The sequence below is a fragment of the Acetobacter musti genome, from assembly GCF_011516835.1.
Lineage (GTDB): Bacteria > Pseudomonadota > Alphaproteobacteria > Acetobacterales > Acetobacteraceae > Acetobacter > Acetobacter musti.
Genome location: NZ_WOTB01000006.1, coordinates 127,049 through 149,999, shown reverse-complemented (window position 1 = coordinate 149,999; position 22,951 = coordinate 127,049). Strand labels below are relative to the sequence as shown.

Annotated in this window: 21 protein-coding genes; 8 read left to right on the top strand and 13 right to left on the bottom strand. The window is 61.6% G+C overall.

Annotated features, from left to right (window positions below; all coding sequences use genetic code 11):
• Positions 1–160: 160 nt before the first annotated feature.
• The 4 genes from GOB93_RS06640 to GOB93_RS06625 all read right to left on the bottom strand — a co-directional run bounded on the left by GOB93_RS06640 (position 161) and on the right by GOB93_RS06625 (position 5,305).
• On the bottom strand, positions 161–994 hold the full coding sequence (locus GOB93_RS06640) for an MBL fold metallo-hydrolase (protein WP_242010581.1): 834 nt from the start codon (positions 992–994) through the stop codon (positions 161–163).
• 7 nt (positions 995–1,001) lie between these two features.
• Positions 1,002–1,793 (bottom strand): TatD family hydrolase, encoded by a 792-nt coding sequence (locus tag GOB93_RS06635; protein WP_173582706.1) that lies wholly within the window; start codon positions 1,791–1,793, stop codon positions 1,002–1,004.
• Positions 1,790–3,337, bottom strand: coding sequence for a methionine--tRNA ligase (metG, locus tag GOB93_RS06630; protein ID WP_173582772.1), 1,548 nt, complete (start codon positions 3,335–3,337; stop codon positions 1,790–1,792). Before metG ends, GOB93_RS06635 begins: the two co-directional genes overlap by 4 nt.
• 756 nt (positions 3,338–4,093) lie before the next feature.
• A complete protein-coding gene (locus GOB93_RS06625) occupies positions 4,094–5,305 on the bottom strand; it encodes an MFS transporter (RefSeq protein WP_173582705.1) in 1,212 nt (403 codons plus the stop codon).
• A gap of 261 nt (positions 5,306–5,566) precedes the next feature.
• On the opposite strand from GOB93_RS06625, the gene bdcA reads away from it, so the two are divergent.
• From bdcA to GOB93_RS06605, 4 genes are all read left to right on the top strand, one after another.
• Positions 5,567–6,280, top strand: a complete 714-nt coding sequence (gene bdcA, locus GOB93_RS06620; protein WP_173582704.1) for an SDR family oxidoreductase — start codon at positions 5,567–5,569, stop codon at positions 6,278–6,280.
• Positions 6,281–6,357: 77 nt separating this feature from the next.
• Positions 6,358–6,990 carry a TetR/AcrR family transcriptional regulator gene (locus tag GOB93_RS06615; protein WP_173582703.1) on the top strand — a complete coding sequence of 211 codons (633 nt, stop codon included), beginning with the start codon at positions 6,358–6,360 and terminating at the stop codon, positions 6,988–6,990.
• A 145-nt stretch (positions 6,991–7,135) separates the two neighbouring features.
• Positions 7,136–7,897 carry an SDR family NAD(P)-dependent oxidoreductase gene (locus tag GOB93_RS06610; protein ID WP_173582702.1) on the top strand — a complete coding sequence of 254 codons (762 nt, stop codon included), beginning with the start codon at positions 7,136–7,138 and terminating at the stop codon, positions 7,895–7,897.
• Positions 7,898–7,928: 31 nt separating this feature from the next.
• Complete coding sequence (locus tag GOB93_RS06605; RefSeq protein ID WP_173582701.1) at positions 7,929–8,369, top strand: SRPBCC family protein; 441 nt, start codon at positions 7,929–7,931, stop codon at positions 8,367–8,369.
• 143 nt (positions 8,370–8,512) lie between these two features.
• Here the strand turns inward: GOB93_RS06605 and GOB93_RS06600 are convergent, their stop codons facing one another.
• The 7 genes from GOB93_RS06600 to GOB93_RS21450 form a co-directional block, all read right to left on the bottom strand.
• Positions 8,513–9,454, bottom strand: a complete 942-nt coding sequence (locus tag GOB93_RS06600) for a hypothetical protein (protein ID WP_173582700.1) — start codon at positions 9,452–9,454, stop codon at positions 8,513–8,515.
• Positions 9,455–9,721: 267 nt separating this feature from the next.
• Positions 9,722–10,672, bottom strand: coding sequence for a DNA polymerase III subunit delta' (locus GOB93_RS06595; RefSeq protein ID WP_173582771.1), 951 nt, complete (start codon positions 10,670–10,672; stop codon positions 9,722–9,724).
• 69 nt (positions 10,673–10,741) lie between these two features.
• On the bottom strand, positions 10,742–11,458 hold the full coding sequence (tmk, locus tag GOB93_RS06590; protein WP_173582699.1) for a dTMP kinase: 717 nt from the start codon (positions 11,456–11,458) through the stop codon (positions 10,742–10,744).
• A gap of 250 nt (positions 11,459–11,708) precedes the next feature.
• Positions 11,709–13,052, bottom strand: coding sequence for a D-alanyl-D-alanine carboxypeptidase family protein (locus tag GOB93_RS06585; RefSeq protein WP_338422307.1), 1,344 nt, complete (start codon positions 13,050–13,052; stop codon positions 11,709–11,711).
• Positions 13,053–13,060: 8 nt separating this feature from the next.
• The gene (locus GOB93_RS21455; RefSeq protein ID WP_242010580.1) at positions 13,061–13,945 is read right to left on the bottom strand and encodes a septal ring lytic transglycosylase RlpA family protein; all 885 of its coding nucleotides are present in this window, start codon (positions 13,943–13,945) and stop codon (positions 13,061–13,063) included.
• On the bottom strand, positions 13,942–14,937 hold the full coding sequence (locus GOB93_RS06580) for a lytic murein transglycosylase (protein WP_173582770.1): 996 nt from the start codon (positions 14,935–14,937) through the stop codon (positions 13,942–13,944). Before GOB93_RS06580 ends, GOB93_RS21455 begins: the two co-directional genes overlap by 4 nt.
• A gap of 176 nt (positions 14,938–15,113) precedes the next feature.
• On the bottom strand, positions 15,114–15,701 hold the full coding sequence (locus GOB93_RS21450) for a hypothetical protein (protein WP_242010579.1): 588 nt from the start codon (positions 15,699–15,701) through the stop codon (positions 15,114–15,116).
• 207 nt (positions 15,702–15,908) lie between these two features.
• On the opposite strand from GOB93_RS21450, the gene GOB93_RS06570 reads away from it, so the two are divergent.
• Both GOB93_RS06570 and GOB93_RS06565 read left to right on the top strand, forming a co-directional pair.
• Positions 15,909–16,514 (top strand): DedA family protein, encoded by a 606-nt coding sequence (locus GOB93_RS06570; protein ID WP_173582768.1) that lies wholly within the window; start codon positions 15,909–15,911, stop codon positions 16,512–16,514.
• A gap of 24 nt (positions 16,515–16,538) precedes the next feature.
• A complete protein-coding gene (locus GOB93_RS06565; RefSeq protein WP_242010578.1) occupies positions 16,539–17,795 on the top strand; it encodes a D-alanine--D-alanine ligase in 1,257 nt (418 codons plus the stop codon).
• Between the two features lie 51 nt (positions 17,796–17,846).
• On the opposite strand, the gene GOB93_RS06560 is transcribed toward GOB93_RS06565, so the two are convergent.
• Complete coding sequence (locus GOB93_RS06560; protein ID WP_173582697.1) at positions 17,847–18,308, bottom strand: MlaD family protein; 462 nt, start codon at positions 18,306–18,308, stop codon at positions 17,847–17,849.
• A 256-nt stretch (positions 18,309–18,564) separates the two neighbouring features.
• Here GOB93_RS06560 and GOB93_RS06555 point away from each other — a divergent pair, with 256 nt between their 5' ends.
• Positions 18,565–19,428: an undecaprenyl-diphosphate phosphatase gene (locus GOB93_RS06555; RefSeq protein ID WP_173582696.1), complete on the top strand. Its 864-nt coding sequence runs from the start codon at positions 18,565–18,567 to the stop codon at positions 19,426–19,428.
• A gap of 70 nt (positions 19,429–19,498) precedes the next feature.
• Here the strand turns inward: GOB93_RS06555 and GOB93_RS06550 are convergent, their stop codons facing one another.
• Positions 19,499–21,022 (bottom strand): discoidin domain-containing protein, encoded by a 1,524-nt coding sequence (locus tag GOB93_RS06550; RefSeq protein ID WP_173582695.1) that lies wholly within the window; start codon positions 21,020–21,022, stop codon positions 19,499–19,501.
• A gap of 346 nt (positions 21,023–21,368) precedes the next feature.
• Here GOB93_RS06550 and GOB93_RS06545 point away from each other — a divergent pair, with 346 nt between their 5' ends.
• A complete protein-coding gene (locus GOB93_RS06545) occupies positions 21,369–22,916 on the top strand; it encodes an amino acid permease (protein WP_173582694.1) in 1,548 nt (515 codons plus the stop codon).
• The last annotated feature ends 35 nt before the right edge of the window (positions 22,917–22,951 follow it).

The following is a 22,951-nucleotide window of genomic DNA, read 5'->3' as shown; positions in this document are numbered from 1 at the left end:
GGATTTGAGATCAACCCCACACTGACTGCATGAGGCAGTTGTAATTCTCCCCGCTGCCAGCATACGGATGTGAAGGCCTCCCGGGGGCTCTTTGCGCAGAATATGGCAGATTCGCCAGATTTTCGATTCGATCCTCGTTAAATCAGGTCTTTAAACAGGATCAGCTGGCCAGGGCTCCCGGTGCGGTAAAGATCATTCCATCCCAGGCCGGTTCGATTCCCGATGGCAGGTCACGCTTCATTGTCGCCCAGTCCATAGATGGTCCGAGATGCGTGAGAATCGTGCGCCTGGGTTTGATACAGCTTACCCATTCCAGCACCCTTTCCAGCCAGGCGTGTGCCGAATGCGGGCCGAACTGGAGACAGTCCACCATCCAGGTGTCGACACCTTCCAGTATCGCGAGGACATCGTCCGTCTGTCTCACGACGTCCGTGCAGTAGGCGAATCCGCCGCAGCGGAAGCCCAGAGACGTTACTCTTCCGTGATCCTGCTCGAATACATCGAGTTCAAGGCCAATCACGGAAAGCCGTTCACCGGGAAGGATGGGTTTTGCTTCCACACCGGGGCGGAAAAAGGCGTTATCCGTCCATGGCCTGAAAGCATAATCGAAACGTTGTCTGATTCCGGCTATTGTCTGTTCCGTTCCAAACGCTTCGATCGGTCGTCTCAGAGCCCAGTTGAACGGACGTACATCGTCCAGGCCGGCAATGTGGTCAGCATGTTCGTGCGTATAAAATATCGCGTCTGCGTACGGAATACCGTTTGCCAGAAGCTGTTCGCGCAGATCCGGACCGGTATCGACCAGCAGTCGGCGATCATCCGGAGCCCGGATGACAATGGAGGTTCGTGTTCGCCGGTTGCGCGGTTCGGCCGGGTCGCAGCTTCCCCAGTCACCGCGTCCGTCGGGTCCACCGATTTGTGGCACGCCGGAGGAACTGCCGCATCCCATGACGGTGATTTCCAGCAGGTCGGTGGTCGGGGTACCGGCTTCCATTGTTTCGTCACCCGGCCTTTGTGAACAGCCGGTGGAAGTTTGCCGTTGTAGTCTCTGCGAAGGCCTCTTGTTCGAGGCCATGCAGTTCCGCGACAACGCCGGCTGTGTAGGAGGTATAACCGGGTTCGTTGCGCTTTCCGCGGCGAGGGACCGGGGCGAGGAAAGGAGAATCCGTCTCCACGAGAATACGATCCAGGGGTACCTGAGCGGCGATCTCACGCAGTTCGGTAGAGCGCGGGAAGGTCACGATACCGGAGAAGCTGAGATAGCCGCCCAGTAACAGCGCCGCTTTTGCCAGATCCGGACCGGAAGCGAAGCAGTGAAGCAGAAACGGAAAGGCGCCGCGCTCCGCAGTTTCTTCCTGCAGGATCGCGGCGATATCCTCGTCGGCCTGGCGGGCGTGGATGGCCAGTGGCAGACCGGTCAGGCGGGCCGCATGGATATGAGCGCGAAAGCTGGCCTGCTGCGTCGGGCGGATATCTTCCGCGCCATGGAAGTAGTCGAGGCCGGATTCGCCGATGGCGATGACCTCGGGTTCTTCCGTGAGGATCGCGATATCCTCTGCTTCCGGCACGCCTTCTTCATCCACATGGTCGGGATGGGTGCCGATCGCGCACCAGATTGTCAGATCCGGACGCGAATATTGCGTCAGGGCTTTCTGCTCGGCCTGGCGTGACAGCCGTGTGCCGATGGTGACCATGCCTTCCAGCTCGAACTCACGGGCACGGTCGAGCAGATCCGGCATTTCCTCAGCGGAGAAATGATCGAGATGGCAGTGGGTGTCGATCAGCCCAGTCATTTTGCGTCCCCGGCTTCCGGCTCGACGAAACGGGGGAAGATGCCTTCCGGTCTCGGCAAGGCGCGACCGGCGGGAAGTGGCGTTTCCAGGGCGGCGAAACTGCGCTCACCGGGTTCGGCGCCGAGCTGGGTCAGCATGCGGTCCATGCTGCCGGGCATATAGGGCTGAAGCACGGTGGCGATGGTGCGCAGGGCGTCGGCGAGGACACGCAGGACGGCGGCCATCCGCTCCGGGTCGGTCTTTTTCAGCGCCCATGGCGCCTGGTGGTCGATATAGGCGTTGCAGGCGCGGATCAGTTTCCAGACTTCTTCCAGCGCTTCGGTCAGGGCCACGCGACCGATCTGCTGTGTCATGATGTCGGGCAGAAGCGTGGCCTGGGCGAGGAGATGGTTGTCCTCCTCCGTGCGGACCGCCTGGGCGGGCAGTTCGCCGCCGCAGTTGCGGGCGATCAGCGACAGGGTGCGCTGGCCGAGATTACCGAGATCATTAGCGAGTTCGACGTTCATGCGGTTGATCAGCGAGCGGCGGGAGAGATCGGAATCGCCGCCGAACGGGACTTCGCGCATCAGGAAGAAGCGAACCGGATCAAGGCCGAATTCGGCGACGAGGTCGCGCGGGTCGATGACGTTTCCGAGCGACTTGCTCATCTTCTCGCCTTCGACGGTCCACCAGCCATTGGAGAAGACCATGTGCGGCAGGTCGATCCCGGCGGCCATCAGGAAAGCGGGCCAGTAAACAGTGTGGAAGCGGGCGATGTCCTTGCCGACGATGTGCAGGTTCGCGGGCCAGAAAGCCATGCGCGGCGCGTTCTGATCCGGGTAGCCGAGGGCGGTCAGGTAATTGGCCAGCGCATCGAACCACACATACATGACGTGGTCAGCGTCGCCCGGAACCGGAACGCCCCAGCGAAAGCTGGTGCGGCTGATGGAGAGGTCGCGCAGGCCCTGCTTTACGAAACTGACGATCTCGTTGCGACGGCCGGCGGGACCGATGAATTCGGGATGTTTTTCGTAGAGTTCGAGCAGGCGGTCCTGGTATTCGGAGAGTTTGAAGAAGTAGGACGGCTCGCGCATCCATTCGACCGGGGCGCCGGTCGGGGCGACTTTGGTGCCATCCGGGCGGATGGTGATTTCGTCTTCGTTGTAAAAGGCTTCGTCGCGCAGGGCGTACCAGCCTTCGTAAGCGCCGAGATAGATGTCGCCGTTGGCGGCCACTTTTTCCCATAGGGCCTGGGCGCCGGTTTTGTGACGCGGTTCGGTGGTGCGGATGAAGTCGTCATAGGAGATGTCCATCGCGTCGGCGACGGCGCGGAACTCGGCGGAGATGCGGTCGGTGAAGGCCTGCGGTTCCTCGCCGGCGGCCTGGGCGGCCTGCTCGACTTTCTGTCCGTGCTCATCCGTTCCGGTCAGGAAGAACACGTCCTTTCCGGCGAGCCGGTTGAAGCGGGCGACGATATCGGCGGCGATCGAGGTGTAGGCATGGCCGATATGGGGCGCGCCGTTCACATAGTAGATCGGGGTCGTGACGTAGAAGCGGCCGGTCATATCGCGCGTGGTGTCCCTGGTCGTGGTGGCGGTCATCATGGTGGCGGGGAGGATAGCACAGCCTGAGCGGGGTGCCTGCCCCATGTCGGGAAAGAGGTTTGTACCTCTATCGGATCGGGCGGGAGGCGGCGAGACCTCACGGGTGAAAAAACGGGTTTTTCCTGTCCGGGTTTTCCAGATGGGTCGGGGGTATTTCTTCGTGGGATCACGGATTGTTTCAGAGGGCAGCGTCGGGGCGGTCCGGCAAGGTCTGGCGGAGGGGTCTGGCGGGGATGAGCTGAGGCTGGTGGCGGGATGGCATGGGACGGGCTCCGGTTGAGGGTGACAGGGAAAAGAGCCTGTCTCTGGCGGCTGGCGGGAGGAATTTATTTTGCCGGACGGGGGTTGACCGGGTTTGGGGACGATCGGGATTCCAGAGAGTTATGGGCGTTTTCGGTTTGAGGTCGGAATGTTTTCCGGGGTGATTTTTGGGGCCGGTATGGCCGGGGACTCAGAACGTCCGCGTCAGATATAAGCTCGTGGAAAAACGGATATGGGCGGGATTGAATCGGGGTTTTATGGAAGGTCCCATTCGCCTTTCGAGGTTCACGGTTTTCGCGGTTGAGGAGCCTGAGAGGGTCGGCAGCTTCGGGTGTCACGCCAGGTCAGTGCCCGGCCTGACTCTTTTGACCTCGTGTGTCCGGGTATGTGCCGAACAGCCGGTCTTCTCAGGGATATGGTTTTCAGCAGTTCCGGCGCGCTTCCGTTTTGGAAAAATTACAGAATTTCCGAATATCGCTGCGAAAGGCGATGACCTGACGGAAAACCATGTGAGCGCGCCTGCCATGCAATGCTGAAGCCGCAGGCCAGAAGAAGAATCATGGCCCATGGAAAAGAGGCGGCGCCCCACAGATTCAGCAGAGCGCCGCCCAGAAGGCCGCCGCCGGCAATGGCGCTGTTCCAGGCCACGACATTCATGGACAGCGCTACGTCCGCCCCCTGCCCTGCCGCATCCGCCAGGGCGGTCTGCAGCAACGTCGCGGCTCCGCCGAACGTCAGTCCCCAGATGGTCACGCCCGTCCAGATGACGGCGGGAGAGTTCGCGCCGGTGGTGAAAGCGACGCAGACCGCCGCGAAGATCGCCAGGCTGACCAGAACGGCGGCACGCAGCGCGTGGTCCACCAGCTTTCCCGTCAGTCCGATCCCGCCCAGTGCGGCGACGCCGAAAACCAGCAGCACAAGGTCCGCTTTTCCCGCCAGTCCCGATGGGACAAGGAACGGCACGATATAGGTGTAGAGAATATTGTGTGCGAGCATCCAGGCGATGACGACACCCAGAACGGGCCGGACTCCCGGTGTTGTCAGAACATGCCGGAACGGCAGGCGTTCTGTATGAGACGCTCCCGGAAAATCCGGCACTGTCGCCAGCACCCAGCCGGTCAGCAGAAGGGTAAAGACCGACATCATCCCGAAGGCCAGCCGCCATCCCAGCGCGGCGCCCAGCCAGGTGCCGGCCGGGACACCAAGGGACAGCGCGATGGGCGTGCCCACCATGGCGATGGCCAGCGCCCGGCCCTGCTGGTCACGCGTCACCATCCGGCGCGCATATCCCGCCAGAAGGGCCCAGGCCAGGCCGGCGGCGGCTCCCGCGCAGTAACGCGCTGCGAGTATCAGCCAGTAATCCGGTGAAAGGGCCGTGACGGAATTGAAGACCAGGAAGCCGATGATCGCCAGAAGCAGCACCGCCCGTCGTCGCCATCTTTGTGTGACGAGCGTGAGCGGGATGGCCGCGCTCAGGGAGCCCACGGCGTAAGCCGTCACCATCTGCCCTGCAAAGGCGGCGGGCACATGCAGGCCCGCGCTGATCTCCGGCAGGAGGCCGGCAGGCAGCGTCTCCGTCATGATGCAGAGGAAACCGGTCATGGCGAGAGCCAGCAGACCGGCGACCGGCAGGCGGTCTTCTGACGGGAGGCGCTGATTTTCGGTCATCCGGAACTCACATAAATGGAACGAACGATACAGATATACGGGTGCTGAATGTTCAGGCAACACATTTCTGGAACGGTCGGTATGGAAGCCTGCTGATCGGAGGAGGGAAACAGCACTGCGTGGACCAGGCTGAGCGGTCATTCAGTTTCTGACAAACCGGGCAGGTGAAGCCATTTTCCGTATCGGTCGATATGGAATTCGCTTGTCTGCCGACAGCTTTCTGTTCTGTATTGACCGATACAGAACAGGGAGGAATGCGACATGGCTGATTTTTTGGGCAAAAAAGCCTTCGTCATCGGCGGCAGCCGGGGGATCGGGGCCGCGATCGTCAGGCGTCTGGCCAGCGAAGGGGCGTCCGTGCGCTTCACATGGGCCGGGTCGCGCATAAAGGCGGAGGACCTTGCCCGCGAGAGCGGGGCGGAAGCGGTTCAGGCGGATGCAACCGACCGTTCCGCAATTCTTGCGGCTACGCGCGATGCCGGGCCCATCGACATCTTTGTCTTCAACGCCGGGATCTGCATTGCCGGAGATCCGCTGACGCTCGATCCTGACGATGTCGATCGCATGATCGATATCAACATTCGCGCCGCCTGGCATTGCTCGGTTGAAGCGGCCCGTTCCATGCCGGACGGGGGCCGGATCATTCTGATCGGCTCCGCGAATGCGAACAGGGTGCCCTTTAAGGGGCTGGCGGCCTACAGCATGACGAAATCCGCGCTGCAAAGCATGGTGCGGGGCCTGGCGCGGGATTTTGGGGAGCGTCATATCACGGTCAATGTCATCCAGCCGGGACCGACGGATACGGACATGAATCCGGCCGATGGCCCTGAGGCCGGTCTCATGCACAGCGTCATGGCCATAAAGGAACATGGTTCCGCGGATGATGTTGCGGCCTATGTCTCGTTTCTGGCCGGGCAGTCGGCGCGCGGCATTACCGGGGCCATGCAGACCATTGATGGCGGCTGGAGTGCGTAATGCTGAGTGCGTAATGCTGGCAATCTACTTCCGGACCGATTAGTATAGAAAAATTCTTACATGGACGGAGACACTGTATGGCGCGGACAGGACGGCCCCGTGAGTTCGATCGGGACAGGGCGCTGGATGCCGCGCTGACGCTGTTCTGGACGCAGGGTTATGAGCCGACCTCTCTGAATCAGCTCAAGGCCTGCATGGGCGACATTTCGCCGGCGAGTTTCTACGCCGCGTTCGGGTCGAAGGAAGCGCTGTTTCGCGAAGTCGTGCAGCGTTATCTGGCAACCTATGGACAGGTGATGGCGCCGCTGTGGGATGAGACGCTCGCGCCGCGTGACGCCATCGAACAGACTTTGCGACGCTCCGCCCGGATGCAGACGACCCGTTCGCATCCCACGGGCTGCCTGATTGTGCTGGGGGCCTGCAACTGCTCGCCTGAAAACCAGCCCGTGCAGGCCCTTCTGGCCGCCGAGCGGGAGCGCAGCCGGAAGGGCATCAGAGCCTGCGTGGAGCGGGCCGTGGCAGACGGGGAGCTGGCGGCTTCGCCTGCTGTCGAAACGTTGCCCACCCTGCTGACAACTTTTCTTCACGGCATGGCCTGCGAAGCCAGGGATGGCGACAGGGCAAAGAAGCTGGATGCGGCTGTTACGACGCTGATGCAGGTCTGGGACAGCTTCGCGGTGAAACCCGGGCGTGTTTCCCGCAGCAGATAAGCTGCTCTGCTGAATTATATGTATCGGTTGGTCCGTAATTCATTGACGGGATGATCTGCCCTATTTATGTATCGAGTGGTCTTTAAGTCGGGCCGGCTTTTCCTGTCAGCCTGTTCCTTACACATTTCGTCAGAGGAAACCGGTCATGAACCAGAAGCACGCAGCCCTTGTCACGGGCGCCAATCGCGGGATCGGTTACAGTATCGCAAAATATCTGATTGCGGCGGGCATCGATGTGATCGGCACGTATCACACCAATGAAGCCGAGGCTAAGGCGGCGGAGGCGGCGCTCAGCAATGACGGCGCGAAACTGCGGATGCTGAAACTGGATATTTCAGATCATACCACTTTTGCGGCCTTCATCGCGCAGGTCAGGAGGCTCCTTGACGGGGAGTTTGCCGGGTCTGCGCTGAAATATATTGTGCAGAATGCGGGGAATATCATTCATACCCGTTTTGACGCCGCGACACCTGAACAGCTCGACAATCAGTACAACATTCACTTCAAGGGACCGTATCTGCTGACTGTGGCCCTTCTGCCGCTGATCTGTGATGGCGGACGTATTCTCAACATCACTTCGGCGGCCACACGCTTTTACCTGCCGGATCATGGTCCCTATTCGGCGATGAAAGGGGCGACCGAAGTGATCTCGCTTTACATGGCGAAGGAACTGGGCGAGCGCCGCATTACCGTCAATGCGGTGGCGCCTGGCGCGGTTGCCTCGGATTTTGGCGGCGGGCTGGTGCGCGACGACGCCGGGGTCAACAAAAGCCTCGCGGAGATCACGCCTCTCGGGCGTGTGGGGCAGCCGGATGACATTGGGGCGGCCGTTGCGGCCCTTCTGTCCGGGAACATGCACTGGGTGAACGGGCAGCGGATCGAGGTGACGGGTGGACAGTCACTTTGAATACGGGCCGGCGGCGATCAGGGAGAATGTGATGACGGATGTGATGGCCAGCAGTGTTCTGGATGCGCCCGTTCTGTCAGTCTGGTCCCTCATCCGGGATTTCGGGGCCATCGGGGACTGGCTGCCGGGGGTGAAAAGCTGCCGGATCGAAGGGGATGATCCGGGCGATCGGGTCGGCGCCATCCGGCGGCTTGAGATGGGCGATGTCGGTCTGATCCGCGAGCAGCTGCTCGCCCTGTCCGATATGGATCATGCGGTGACGTTTTCGATCATTGAGTCAGCGCTGCCGATCCGGAACTATCGTTCGACAATCAGGCTGTTTCCGGTCACTGACGGGGACCGCACGTTCATTCGCTGGCAGGGGCGGTTTGAGGCCGATCCGGATCATGCGGCGGCGATGCAGGCGCGGATGCCGGAGCTGATTTATCAGCCGGCGTTCGACAGTCTGGCGGGGAGGCTTTCCGGGGGGTGAGGTGTGTCCGGGGGGCGGATGGGAGGAGGTGGAGACGCTTCGTTTTCGTCAGGCTGACGGGCGGCTTTGGAGGGGGGAAACAATCTGTCTGGTGTCGGTCAAAAACGAGCGAAAGCAGACATTTGCCTTGTTCAAACAGTGATCTATTTTGATATATTGACGTAGGAGAAATCGTGAAGAATTGCTCTTGCAACTCGAATGCCTGTGTCGGAGAGTCGATATTGGCTCGTAATCCAGGGTTCGGGCTTACTTGCATTACGAGTAACAGAATTAAAGCTAGGCCCGGGATTGGCTAGCCCAGCAGAATTCGAATTATTCAATAGAGTGGAAAATTTTGCGGCAAGAGCGTCGTCGTCTAGAACATTTGATTCTGGACCAATTTTTTCCAAGAAATTGGCAAGTATAAAAGCTCTACCTGGATAACCGACCACGCCAATTTTATCTAGCATATTGATAAAGTGTATTCCGTCATTAAACATCTGATGAGGGGTTTTTCCTTCAGAAGATATCAGTCTCCAGAACTCTTTGCCAAATTCGATACCGTTACAAGGTGCGTCGATAACAGTTGTGCGTAAAGCACTAAGTAAACCACGTTGAAGAACTATTTTTCCGTTTTTTATTTGGATGCTCGTTAATCCTGACAAATCGGAAAGTGTATCGATGCACTCAAGATCTGCCGCTATCCAGCCTTCATGTATAATGGGACAACGGATCTCTTTGTATATTAGTGTTGCTAATGGTCCCCACATGGCGGGCAGATTAGGATTACGTGTCCCATCGTCATTTAGCCTATTATGCGTGCCGTCTTCCTGAATAACGGGGTTACAAGGCTTATCACCAAGCCGACCTAAACGGCTCTCAAGAAACCTTGTGAAACATTCGTTATCTGGCATTAGCGGACGTTTACTCCCACTTTTCGTAGAGGAAAGATCAAGCGAGCGTGTTCCATGTGGAAACATTTTTTTCGACGATGCCGCTACAGCAATAATTATCAATATCAGAGCTGTCTTATATTCTTTGTATTGTATTTGCCTATCTGCGGTTTCTATTAAATTTTTGATGAATTTTTCGTTTCTCATTTCCATAAACAATCCTGATAGAGGCGAATAGGAACTCTTTACCTGATTGCGCAGTTTGTATTTGACTACATCTTAGTATAAAGAGCGCTTTGAAGAACATAGGCTTTATGCAATGGCGTCCGGAATGAAGGCGAATGCAGCCGTATTCGTAAACGGTATCATTCCCTGCTTTAGCAAGCCGGGATCAAAGGGACTGTGTCCCCTTGTGGGGTTCGGGGCGAAGCTCTGAAAAGTTACTGCCTCTGTATTTGCAAAGTATACAAACGCCCTTTCTCAGATGTGAGCGGAGCCTGCTGCGGACAGTGCTTCGATAATGGCTTCCTGTTTGTCGAGATTGAACTGTTCTGTCTGGCGGCGGATGAGCATGACCCTTTCCCAGGCGTCTGCGAGTTTCACGCTGCGGGCGAGGCCGGGTTCGGCGGCCTGGCGGCTGGCCTGGGCCAGGGCGCTGCCCAGCAGGGTGAAGAGCAGTCCGAAGCCGGCTTCGCTGCGGCCGATGGCGTCCGCGACGTCGAGAATGCGGCTCATGGTCATGCCGCGCACGGCTTCATGGGCGACGGCGCTGATGGCGCCGCCGGTGTCGGCGAGCAGGGACAGGGCGCGGCCGGGGGAGCCCTGTGCGAGGGGGGTGACGCGGGCGAGTTCTTCCGGCGGTGTTTCCGGGGCGACGCGGGCGAGGACGGTGTGGATGTCGGCGGGGCTGAGGGGGGAGACCGGCAGGGTTCTCACGCGGCTGCGGATGGTGGGCAGGAGCATGCCGGGTGTGGCGCAGGTGAGCAGGAGGATGGCGCGTGGCGGGGGTTCCTCCAGGATTTTGAGCAGCGCGTTGGCGGCGTTGCGGTTCATGGCCTCGGCGGTGTCGATGATGACGACGCGCCAGCCGCCTTCGGCGGCGGTGCGATGCATGAAGGCGTTGATGGGCCGGATTTCGTCGGCGACGATTTCGCTGCGGAATTTCTGGCGTTTTTCGTCGAAGGTCCGGCCGATGGCGAGGAGGTCGGGGTGTGATCCGGCGGTGATCTGGCGGGTGGCGGGCGCTGCGGGATCTTCACCGTTGAGCAGGCTGCGGCCCATGCGGAAGGCGAGCGGCGCCTTGCCGATGCCTTCCGGGCCGGTGAGCAGCCAGGCGTGGTGCAGGCGGCCGGAGGCGGCGGCGCGGCGAAACGTGGCGAATTCGGCATCGTGGCCGACGACGTGGAGCGAGGCCTGGCGGGCGGTGTCCATGGGGGACGCCTGGGCGCTGACTGTGTCTGTTGCTGCGGTGCGGGAGCCGCCTTTGCGGGGCGCCACGGCTCAGCGCTCCTTCAGAAAGGTCTCGATCCGCGCCACGACCTGATCGGTGACGGCCCCGACGGAGAGTGTCTCTGAGGAGACGCGCGTGAACCGGCCCGGTTCCTCGCGGGCGATGTCGTCAAATCCACGGAATACGCGGGAATGGAAGGCCATGTCCGCGCGCTCGTAGCGATCGGTTCCGGCGGTTGTGGGGGCTCCGTCGGGGGTGACCGGATTTGCTGTTGCGTTTGCCGTTGCGTTTGCCGCCGCGGCGCGGGCTGAGATGCGTTTCCGGCCTGTTTCGGGGCCGATTTCGAACAGAATGGTGAGATCGGGGGTCAGGCCGGTCAGGGTGCGGAGGGCGCGGATCAGGTCCAGCAGGGCCGGGTCGCCGTTGCCCCGGCCGTATCCCTGATAGGCCATGGTGGAATCGAAGAAGCGGTCGCAGAGAACGATTTTTCCGGCGTTCATTGCGGGCCGGATGACGTGATCGACGTGATCGCAGCGTGCGGCGAAATGGGTCATGATTTCGGCGCGGGGTGAAAAATCCTGTTTGCCGAAGAGCAGAAGATCGCGCAGGGCCTCGGCTGCGGGGGAGCCGCCCGGTTCTCTTGTGGCCACCACGTCGTAGCCGAGCGCGGTGAGGCGTGGCGCCACGGCGCGAAGCTGGGTGGATTTCCCTGCGCCCTCACCGCCTTCGAAGGTGATGAACGCGCCGTTCGGGAGAGGGCGTGTCATTCGGATGCTCCGTTTCAGGGGCTTTTGGCGGGTGTGGCAGGGACGACGCCCCTGCCCTGCTCCCGGATTATAGACAAACGGGTTGCGGAGGTCTGCGACGTCCGGCGGGTTTCAGGGGGACGTCCTGAGAGGGCGCTCCGCCGGAAGGCGCCGGGACAGAAGGCTGCGGGACACAGAACTCCGGGGCACAGAGCCCCGGCGCGGAAAATATTGGGCCGGGGGACATCGCGGCGGAAGACGGCACGACGGATCAGTGATGGTTTATGCCGAGGCGGGCTGCGATCCGGCCGCCGAAGCCGAGTTTTGCGACGGACGCGCCGGCCTGGACGGGCACTGTGATGACCCGGTCGGCCGAGGTTGTGGGCGGCGGTGGCGGGGCGGCGGGCGTGGCTGGCTGCATGCCGGGTGCGGGCGCGGCGGGTGGCGGAGGAGGCGCCGGGGGTGTGGCGCCGGGTGAGCCGGGGAGTGTGATGGTGAGCTGGCCGAGCACCTGTCCTGCCGTGACCGGGGCCAGGACCGGGGAGCGGTAATCGACGGAGACGCGGGCGCGGGACTGCCAGCCATGGGGCAGGACCAGCGAGACGTCTTCGGCGACGATGACGGGCACGGTGGCGGCCTCGCCCATCCAGACCGGGGCCTGGTCGAGGACCTGGCCTTTGCGCACGATTGTTGCGGTTTCGAAATTGGCGAAAGCCCAGCCGAGCAGACGTTCGCCCTCATGCGCGCGGACGTTGGAGGAGGCCATGCCGTTCAGGGCCATGACGACCCGCCTGCCCTCGCGCTGGGACGAGGCGCAGAGGCCGAAGCCGCCTGCGTCGGTGTGGCCGGTTTTCAGGCCGTCGGCGAGGCCCTTATCGACCAGCACATTGCGGTTGCCCTGGCTGATCTTGTTAAACTTGAATTCGGTTTCGGAGAAGAAATGATAATATTGCGGGAAGTCGCGGATCAGGTGGACGGCGATGGTGCAGACGTCGCGGGCGGACATGTAATGCCCGTCGGCGGGCCAGCCGGTCGAGTTCACGAAATGCGAGTTCGACATGCCGAGTTTCGTCGCCGTGTCGTTCATCAGGGCGACGAACTGCTCTTCCGAGCCGGCGATGCCTTCGGCCAGCACGATGCAGGCGTCGTTGCCGGACTGGATCAGCATGCCCTGGATCAGTTCCTGGACGGCGATGCTTTCGCCCAGCGGCACGAACATTTTGGAGCCCTGCATCCGCCAGGCGCGTTCGCTGACCGGCAGCATCTGGTCGAGTTTCAGGCGTCCGGCCTGAAGCATGGCGAAGACGACATAGGCGGTCATCATCTTGGTGAGCGAGGATGGTGGCATCCGTTCGTCGGCGGCTTTTTCCAGCAGGACCATGCCGCTGGAGAAATCGACGATGCAGGCCCAGCGCGCCACGGTGTCGACCGGGCCGATGGGGGTCATGGCCGGGCCGGAGCCGGTGGCTGCGTCGGCTCCGCCTTCGGACGGATTTTCTGCCGGCGGCTTGTGCGCACGGTGATGAGGCCGCGCGCGGGCGGTCCCGCTTAGAACACCAGCGCCACCGGCAAAAGCGGCTGCGCCGCTGGCAAGAAGAATCCGTCGGGTCTGCACGTTGAATCCTATTCGACGATGATGTGGGCACCCGTTAACCCGTCGGCCAGTGCCCGGTCCAGTGCCGCGTCTGCATCTTCCACACGAACGAACGGTCCGACACGAACCGTCCAGGCTGATCCGCTCCCTCCGGAGGGGGGCCATACCGTTCCGCCGGCCCGCTGCGCCGCCAGCGCGGCATAGCGTCGTCCGGTGAACTGTCCGGCCTCCACCCACAGCGAGCCGGGGGTGGCCCAGGCCTGTGTGACCGTCACCGGGAGCGCCGGCAGGGTGGTTGTCACCGGCTGCGCTGTTTCCGTTGTTCTGCCTGTGGCACCCGCAGGCGGGCGGGGTCCGGACGAGTCGAGCGATTCCTGGCGCACGTCGCCGACCGGCGCGGCCTGCATGTCGAGCAGAGGACCGCCTGGCAGTGTTTCGGCGTAGGTGCGGCTTGGTCCTTCCAGCTCGGTGATTTCGACCTGGACCGGTTCCCGGACGATGGCGAGCGCGCTCGCGGCCTGCGGGGTCAGCGACAGCAGCCTGCCCCGGTTCGCCGGGCCGCGATCGTTCAGGCGGATTTCGATCTGGCGTCCGTTTTCGAGGTTACGGACGGACACCATGACCGGCAACTGGAGGGTCGGGTGGGCGCCGGCCATTGCCATCGGGTTGTAGAGTTCGCCGTCGGCGGTGAGGCGCGGTGTTTTCGAGGGGGCGTCGATCACGGCCAGTCCGGTCTCGCGATAGGCGAAATCCTGATGCGGATAATGCCAGACGCCGTTTGCGACCCAGGGGGCGCCGACCTCGTAATGAAGACGGGGCGACAGGGCGGCGGGCTGCGGATGCTGGCAGCCTGCGAGGATCGTGACGAGTCCGGGAACGGCCCATCGGGACGCGGAACCGCGCGCGGGGGTCATGTTGTGAGATTGCCCATCAGTCCGACGCCCAGTGCGTAAAAATCCGACGGGTTGTAGCGGCGGATGACGCTGAAATTATGGTACACCATGAAGGCCTGTCCGCCCGGTCCGTCCGGACGGAGCACGGCTCCCTCGACATCGCCGCGTGTGAAGGCGGTGCCGTCCTTTCGCCGCACGCCGGCCTGGGTCCATGCCGCCAGGGTGCGGGTGTGTTCGCGTCCGAGTTCGGCCTGGGCGAGCGAGTCCGGGACCTGAATTTCCTGACCCCAGGGTTCGCCTGTCCGCCAGCCGCAGCGGGCGAGATAGTTGGCGATCGACATCATCACGTCGGGGATGGTCTTCCAGATATCGGCGCGTTCCGAGCCGTCGAAGGCCTTTGCGTACTGGAGGTAGGCGCTGGGCATGAACTGGGGCTGCCCCATGGCGCCGGCGTAGCTGCCGGTCATTCCGGCGGGGGAGATGCGTCTTTCATTGAGGATCTTCAGCGATTTGAGCAGTTCGGCGCGGAAAAACGCTGACCGGCGGCCATCGAAAGCGAGTGTCGCCAGGGCGTCGACGACGCTGAAATTGCCGGTCAGTTTTCCGTAGAACGATTCGAGGCCCCAGATGCCCATGATCGGCTGGCGGTCTGTTCCGGATCGCGATTCGACTTCGGCCAGGGTTGTGCCGTTTGCGGCCAGGGCGGCGCGGCCGGCGTCGATCTTGCCCTGTGAGATGACGCGCGTGCGGTACTGGGCCCAGGTCAGGGTGAATTCCGGCTGGTGGCGGTCCAGTTTCAGGACTTTGGCGTTGGGTTCGCTGGTCAGGGCGAGGGCTTCCCGGACGATGTCGGGCGAGACGCCGAGGGCTGTGGCCTGGCTGCGGATGCCGGCGAGGAAGGAGGCGTAGCTGCCTGTGGCGCCGGCGCGGGCCGGAACTGAGTGGAGGCTGGCTGAGCTGACACCGGCTCCTGCCAGGGCGAGGCCTCCGAGTGTGGCCCGGCGACCGATCATGCGAACCATCTTACGCTTTTCCCCTGGGCGGCTGCGACCGGACGAACCGGCCGGCTGCCCGACATCTCTTTACGGTTTTCACTCTTTACGATGTTCACGGGCGGTCCTCCAGAGCCTGGCTGACGGTCCCGTTCCGGCAGGCTCCGGCATGGCCGGGGCAGCCGCGATGATCGCCATCACATATCGGGCCGGAGTCTGCGGCGTTCGCTGATGCCGTACATGATGAAGTGGCCGAACGGGCTGAGGGCTCCGTGGGCGGCGTCGGGGTTGGCGGCGAGATAGAGGCGCGCGTTGAAATGGGGGTTGGGGTTGCGCCCTTCCGCTTCTCCGCATTCGCGAAAATGCCGGACCGGGTCGATTCCGGACTGCGCGACGTCGGGATAGGTGCGGACGTACCAGTCCCGGTCGAAATATCGCGCTTCTGTCGGGATGGCCGCGGCTTCCTTTTCCGTGAGAGGCGGCAGGGCGTGAACCGGGGTTTTGGTGACGGGTGGAGGGGCGATATCAGGGCCAGGTGTGTTCGGGGCGGTAATATTCCGGGAAGGATTATCCAGGCTGGCGCTGCTCAGGGTCGCGATTTCCGCGAGGCGGACGGCGGCCGGGGGTAATGTATGGTGGAGGCGCTTCGGGCGCACGCCGAGCGCGGCCGGGGCGGGTCCGCTGCCGGCCGCGGCTCTGAGGGCTGTCAGTCTTGCCGGTCCCTGTGCCGGCAGGCCGGGGATGCTGCGGGCGAGGTCTTCTATCGAGAACAGTTTGTCTGCCAAGGCACGAAAATCCGTTAAGTCCGGTGGGGCCGGACGATGGTCAGCCTGAACCGGACCATGCCGGCTCCGTGGTGTCTGCACGGGGCGCCGGCGGCCGCTTCATGGTGGTATCTTACACGTGAAGTCGTGCATTCCGGCAAGCCATGTCTGACGGTGCCTGATGCGCGGAACTGGAGATCGGGCCGGAACCGTGCAAAGAGCAGCGCCATGTCACCTGCTTTCCCCGGGGCGCTGACCGCCTGGCTGACTGCCGCGGCCCATGATCCCTTCGCTCAGGCGCTTGCCATCCTTCTCGCCACATTCATTCTCGAGGATGGCGCGACGATTCTGACGGCTGTCGCTGTCGGCTCGGGGCTTGTGTCGATTCTGGTTGCGCTGCCGGCGCTTTATGTCGGGATTATCGTCGGGGATGCGGGGCTTTACGGGCTTGGGCGGCTGGCGGCTCTGTGGCCTGCCGCGCGTCGGTGGGCGCCTGCGAACACCCGCCGGGATGGCACGCCTGTCCCGCCGGCCGGAGGCTGGTGGACTGGCAGGGCGCTGTTTCGCGTTGTGTTCATCTGCCGTTTCATTCCCGGGACGCGGCTGCCCATTTACACGGCGTCCGGGTTTTTTGCGGCCGGATTCCGGGTCTTCATTCTTGCCACGGCGGTTGCGACGCTGATCTGGACAACGGCGCTGTTTGCGTTATCGCTCCGTCTTGGTCAGGTTCTGCTCGACAGCCTTGGTGCCTGGCGGTGGGTTGGAATCGCTGGCTTTATCGTATCAATCATTCTCGTCGGGCGTCATGTCGCCCGCATGCGCCCCCCGAACTGACAGGTCAGGACGACAATGGATCAGATGCAGGACACAGAGTCGCTCCTGGCCTCCGGCAATGGAGATGAAGCCGCTCCGGATCATGGGACAGGCGCCCGTGAGTCGTTGCATGGCTCTCCGTCAGCGCCGCGAATATCTGTGCCGGCTGACGGGAATGAGGATGTCGGGACGGGGAAATCCGGTTCCGGGCGGGGGACGGCCGGAGTGCCGGGGGGATTGCCGGGCGGGCGGGATAAAGGAGAGCCTGTCAGCTTTTTCGAGTTCTGGCCGGGATGGCTGTTTTATACGCCGATCGTTGCTTACTGGATTGCGCTGGGCATCCGGTATCGTGACTTCGGGATGCCGACCGCCGCGAACCCGAAGATCACGACCGGCGGGCTGTGCTGTGAGAGCAAGAGCGCCATTCTGGATATGGCTGGTCCTGTGGCCCGGCAGGCGATTGCGCCTTATATCGTGCTGGACACCGATACGGACGATCTGGCGCGCGCGGAGGCGGCTCTGGATGCCGCGGGGATTTCGCTGCCGGTTGTGGTCAAGCCGGATATCGGGTGCAACGGGACGGGCGTGAAGCTGACACCCACGCGGGAATCGCTTGCGGACGCCCTCGCCTCTTTTCCGCGTGGCGTCCGGCTTGTCATTCAGCGGCTGATTCCGTGGGAGCATGAGGCCGGTCTGTTTTATATCCGGCATGCGGATGAGGCGCAGGGGCGCATTACGTCGGTCACGTATAAGGATATTCCATGTCTGACCGGGGATGGCAGATCGACGGTGGACGATCTGCTCGCGGCGGACCCGCGCACGCGGCTGGTGCCGCATATTTACCGGCCCCGGCTGGCCGGGCGTCTCGATGAGGTTCTGGCCGCCGGGGAGCAGCTGCCGCTGGTGTTCACCGGCAACCACTGCAAGGGGTCGGTGTTCCGCAACGGGGCGGCGGACATCACGCCGGAGCTGACCGCGGCGGTCGACCGGATCATGCGGGACATTCCTGAATTTCATTTCGGGCGTGTCGATCTCAAATTCCGTTCTGTCGAGGCTTTGCGGCAGGGGAAGGATTTCGAGATTATCGAGATCAATGGTGTGGGGTCTGAGGCGACCCATATCTGGGATGCCGGCACGACTCTGCGCGAGGCTTATGCGGCTCAGTTCCACCATTACGGAGAGGCGTTTCGTATCGGGGCCGAGAATCGCAGGCGCGGCTGGAAATCGACGCGGCTGTTTTATGGCATTCGCCTCTGGCGGGAGCAGCGGCGTCTCATGCGGTCCTATCCGCTGAACGACTGAAGTCGTCGGAGCGGGGATGGCCGGGACTGAAATGTCCGGCGGGGGGTGTGATCAGTCCGCGGGCAGGCCGCCATTGCCGAAGATATAGTTGCTGACCTGCTGTTCCAGGCTGGTGGGCTCGCGCGTGCTGGTGAGGACATCGCCGGCTTTTGTCAGCTGTTTTGACGTTCCGGGCTCGATCATCAGGGCGTTGTCGCCTGAGAGCGTGGTGCTTCCGACGGTGAGGACGCTGTCCGTCGGGAAATGCAGGGTGTTGTTGACCTCGAAATCAACAACGGCCATCGCGGTTTCGGGATCGAGATGGATTGAGGAGACGCGGCCGACGGGCACGCCGCCCATATTCACGTCCGCGCCGCGCGCCAGGCCGTTTGCCGAAACGAACTGTGCGGATAACGGGTAACGCGCGATGCCGTGGTTGCCCTGTGTGCTGCGCGCGTATCCGGCGAAGCCTGCTGTCACGGCCAGCACGACGAAACTGAACACGATCGTTCCGGCCTCACGGCGATGACCCATTGGATACCCCTTATCAGTCCGGCAGACGCTGCTGTTCTGCCCCTGTGTTCTGTTCCTGCGTGGCAATAAGCCGGCGTGACCGGGACCGCGTCAAGCGTGCTGATGACGGGGTGTCCGGGAATGGGACGGCGCTGTCTGTGACAAAGGCGGTATCGCTGCGCATCGGACCGCGTTAAGGTCCGGGCAACTTTTCAGCCACGACGCTTTCGGAGCGAATCATGTTCCGGGGTGTTCAGAACAAAAACAGGGTCCGCCCATGACGCTGCTGCAAGCTGTTATTATCGCCGTTCTGCAGGGGGCGACTGAACTTTTCCCTGTCAGCAGTCTTGGTCATGCGGTTCTTCTTCCGGCGCTGCTTCACTGGCCGTTCAATGAGAGCGACGAGATTTTTCTGCCATTTCTGGTGATGCTGCATCTCGGAACATCGGTGGCGCTGTTCATATTTTTCTGGCGCGACTGGTCGGCCATCATCTCCGGGGCGCTCGGGCTGCAGGAGAGCCGTTACCGGGTCGAGAGTTTCAAGATTCTGTGGCTGCTTGCCATTGCCACTCTGCCGGCTGTCATTGTCGGCGCGGCTCTGGAGCATTTTCTCCGGCATCTGTTCGGATCGCCGCTGCCTGTTGCCGGGCTTCTCGTTGTCAACGGGCTGATGCTGCTGGCGGTGGAGCGGCTTCGCGGACGTTTTGGCCCCACGCCGGATGCCCCGGAGGCGGCGCGTCCGATTGCGAGTCTGACGGCGCGGGACGCGCTGTTTATCGGGTCTTTCCAGTGTCTGGCTCTTTTTCCCGGTCTGTCGCGGTCGGGGGCGACGATTGCGGGCGGGCTGCTGCGGGGCCTGCATCATGATGTTGCGGCCCGGTTCTCCTTTCTGATGGCGGAGCCTGTCATTCTCGCCGCCACGGCGCACCAGATGCTGAAGATGCGCCATATGGCGATTACGCATGAGCAGATTCAGACGGGTCTGATCGCGGCGGGTGTGGCCGGGGTTACGGCGCTCATCAGTACGGCGGTTCTGATGCGTTATTTCCGTAATCACGATAACTGGGCGCTGGCGCCGTTCGCTTATTACTGTGTGGCGCTGGGGCTTGGCTCTCTCGTTATTCTGGGCGGTGTGCTCTGATTCCTGTGCGCTGAGTCCTGTGCTCTGAGTCTGGCGCTTCCCTCCCCTGCCGGGAAGCGGAGCGGCTGTGTCATGCGTTGCCGGTTCTGTCGTCGGGAACGCCGAAGATCTGCACCTGCTCCAGGTGGAAATAGGTGTGTTTCTGAGCCACGAGCAGGATGTGGCGGGCGGTTATGGCCGGATGGAGATTGATTTCCAGCGGGTGGCCGTCCATTCCGCCAAACAGCTGTCTGTGGACGCGGACGCAATACCATTTGACGCCGTCTTCGGAACTGTAGACGCCCAGCGGCAGGCATCTGTCCTTCAGGATGTCGCCGCCTTCCCTGTTGCAGATGATCATATAACTTATCCGGTGGATCTGACCGAGATCGACCTGCCACCAGGGATAGTTCTCGTCTTTTGTATGGAACGCGCAGTCTCCCTCCACCGGTCCGTCGACAGCGGCGCGGGCCTGTTCTTCGGCGCTGGCGCCTGCGGCGTATTCGGAGAAGGAACTGACGAGGGCCTTTTTTCCGGAAGCGACATTCGGGAGGTCCGGCCGGGTCGGAGGTGTGGGAAGGCGGCCTTCCCAGACGCCGGTTCGGGTATAATGGTCGTAGGGGTTTCTGAAATAACCCAGAGCGATGTCGAGAGACGCATCGGGATATCGTGAGGCGTACCAGGTATCGTCGACCTGGAAGTCTGTTTCCCTGACGCTGATGCTGTTTATTCTGTTTCTGATACTGATTATTTCCTCCATGTCCGTCTTCCGGCACATGCCGGCGACGGATGCGGAAATCTCACGCATCTGGGCTTCCGGAAGGCCGGGGACGAACGGGAAAAGCCAGAATTCGTAGCGGTCGTCGTCTGGCGGGAGCAGCTCTATTTCGTTCAGGTGGCAGGGAATGCTGAAAAATCCCCATAACGGGAGGATGATTTTTTCCGCGTCCGAAAGCCATGTGGCGAGGAATGAAAATGTGCTGATTCCCACGACGACGTTTTTCGCCCGTCTGAGAATTTCAAAATCCTTCATGGGGGAAATGTGGGGAATGAAGCGGCTGTGCGGGAAGGCGTCGCGCAGGTCCCGCGAATATCCGTTATCCGTGATCTGGCCGACGAAGACCAGGTTCATGCCGGTTGTTTTCTCAAGGTGCCTGTAAAATTCGATCGGGATCAGGGGGTACTGATAATACCCTTCCACGATCTCTCCTGTCCGGATGCTGACGACCAGATCGTTATCGCCGAACCGGACATCGACCTCCTCTCTCTCCGAGAAGATGTCTTTCCATTCGCGGTGATCTCCGAACAGGGCGGTCTTCTGGAGATATCCGGTAAAGAACACCACATCGGGATTACGGTCTCTGATCGTGGAGACGAGATGCTGTTCGTCACGGAAATGGTCGTCGACATGCATGATGTCGTCCGTGGGGGCGGTTTCGCCCGAATGATCGAACTCTATTCCCCATTCGGGCAGGCTGACGCGCTCGATCCGGGCGTTCGGGAAGTGTCTGGCGAACCGGACCGCTGAGATATACTGCATCATCCGGTTGCCGATATTTCCGAGACCGCTGATTTTTATGATCATGGGCTTGTCGGTATTTTCGCCGGACGACATCGTTTTCCTTCAGTCCCTCTGCATGAAACACGTCATCAGACCGGCCGTTCCGGAAAAGCCGGAGATGGCTGGTCTGGCCCCGGAGGGCGTTTCTGTGTTTCTGTCTATGCGGTCTGTTACGTTAAAATCACAATAAAAGGTATCTCCGCCGGGACCGGATGAGTGATGTGCGGTCTGGTCTGGTGTCCGGATGGCGACGGAGCGGCGCACTTTCTGTTACGGATGCCATTTCGCGGAATGTTCTCTTGCGTTAACGTTTGCGTTTACGGCAGGGACGCGCGGGTCAGCGATGATGACAGACTGTGTCAGGCTGATGCGGACGGAGACAGGAGATTAAGCCCAGACCATGACCAGCCCCGTGTCCGGCATCCGGCCGCTTCGTAAAACTGTCGAGCGTATTGAGAAGGAAAACGAGAACAGCGGCCTGAAGCGTTCGCTCGGTCCGGTTCAGCTGGTCATGCTGGGGGTCGGGTCCACGATCGGGGCCGGAATCTATGTCATGACCGGCACGGCGGCGGCGAATTATGCCGGTCCCGCCATCATCATTTCCTTTGTCATCGCCGGTCTGGCCTGTCTGTTCACGGCTCTGTCCTATGGTGAGCTGGCGTCCGCGATGCCGGTTTCGGGATCGGCCTACAGCTATGCCTATGTCTCTCTTGGCGAGCGCGCCGCCTGGTGGGTGGGCTGGCTCCTGCTGCTTGAATATGGTGTGTCCTGCGCCGGCGTGGCCGCGGGGTTTTCCGGTTATGCGGTCAGTTTTCTGCATGATTTCGGTGTCGTGGTGCCGGATTTTCTGCACCGGACATTCGTTCAGACGACGATGACGCCGCGCGGCATGCATGCGGCGATCGGGCCTCACATCGATTTCGTCGGGGCGGCGGTTGTGCTGTTCGTCACCGTGTTTCTTGTCATGGGCGTGCAGGAATCGGTGAAGATCAATACGGCCATCGTCATGCTGAAGGTTGGTGTGCTGTTCGTTTTTATGATTGTCGGGCTGCGTGCCATTCATCCGGAGTACTGGCATCCGTTCATTCCGCCGTCGGAGGGATCGTTCCGGTATGGGATTCCGGGAATTTTCCGGGCGGCCTCGATTATTTTCTTTGCCTATGTCGGCTTCGAGGCGGTCTCGACGGCGTCCTCGGAGGCGCGGAATCCCCGGCGGGACATTCCGATCGGCGTGATCGGGTCTCTGCTGATCTGTACTGTCGTGTATATGTGCGTGGCCGCCGTTCTGATCGGTGTCGTGCCGTGGCGGACGCTCGATGTCGCCGATCCGCTGGCGCTGGCTGTCGATGCGATTGGCTGGCCTTCTCTGGCGCTTCTGGTGAAGCTGGGGGCGGTGATCGGGCTCTGTTCCGTGCTGTTCGGGCTGCTTTATGGTCAGAGCCGCATCTTTTTCACGATCTCACGGGACGGTCTGCTGCCGCCGGTTTTCTGTCTGCTTCACCCGCGTTACCGCACGCCGTGGATCGGCTCGATTATTCTTGGCCTTGCGGTTTCCGCCGCGACGGCTCTTCTGCCGATCGACATTATCAGTGATCTTGTCAGCATCGGGACGGCCACGGCGTTTGGCGTTGTGTGTTTTACGGTCATCTGGGACCGCAATATGCGTCCGGACGCGCTGAGGCCGTTCAGAGTGCCTCTGGGGGGAATCCGGATTCGCGGGTTCTGGATCGGAATCGCGCCGTTGCTGGGGATTCTGTTCTGCTTCGTGATGGCGGCTCCCCTGTTCATCGACGTGCTGCGGGATCTGTTTTCGGGGAATCCGACCCCGGCTGTTCTGCTGCTGAGTTATTTCATGCTTGGCGCCGCGATCTATCGCTTCTATGGCCGCGCGCATTCCCGTCTTGCCGCGGCTGTTGCGTCTGAGGCGGAAAACGGCATTGCGTCGTGAGCGGCAGAACCCGTCTTGACTTGCGCGCCGGGCGC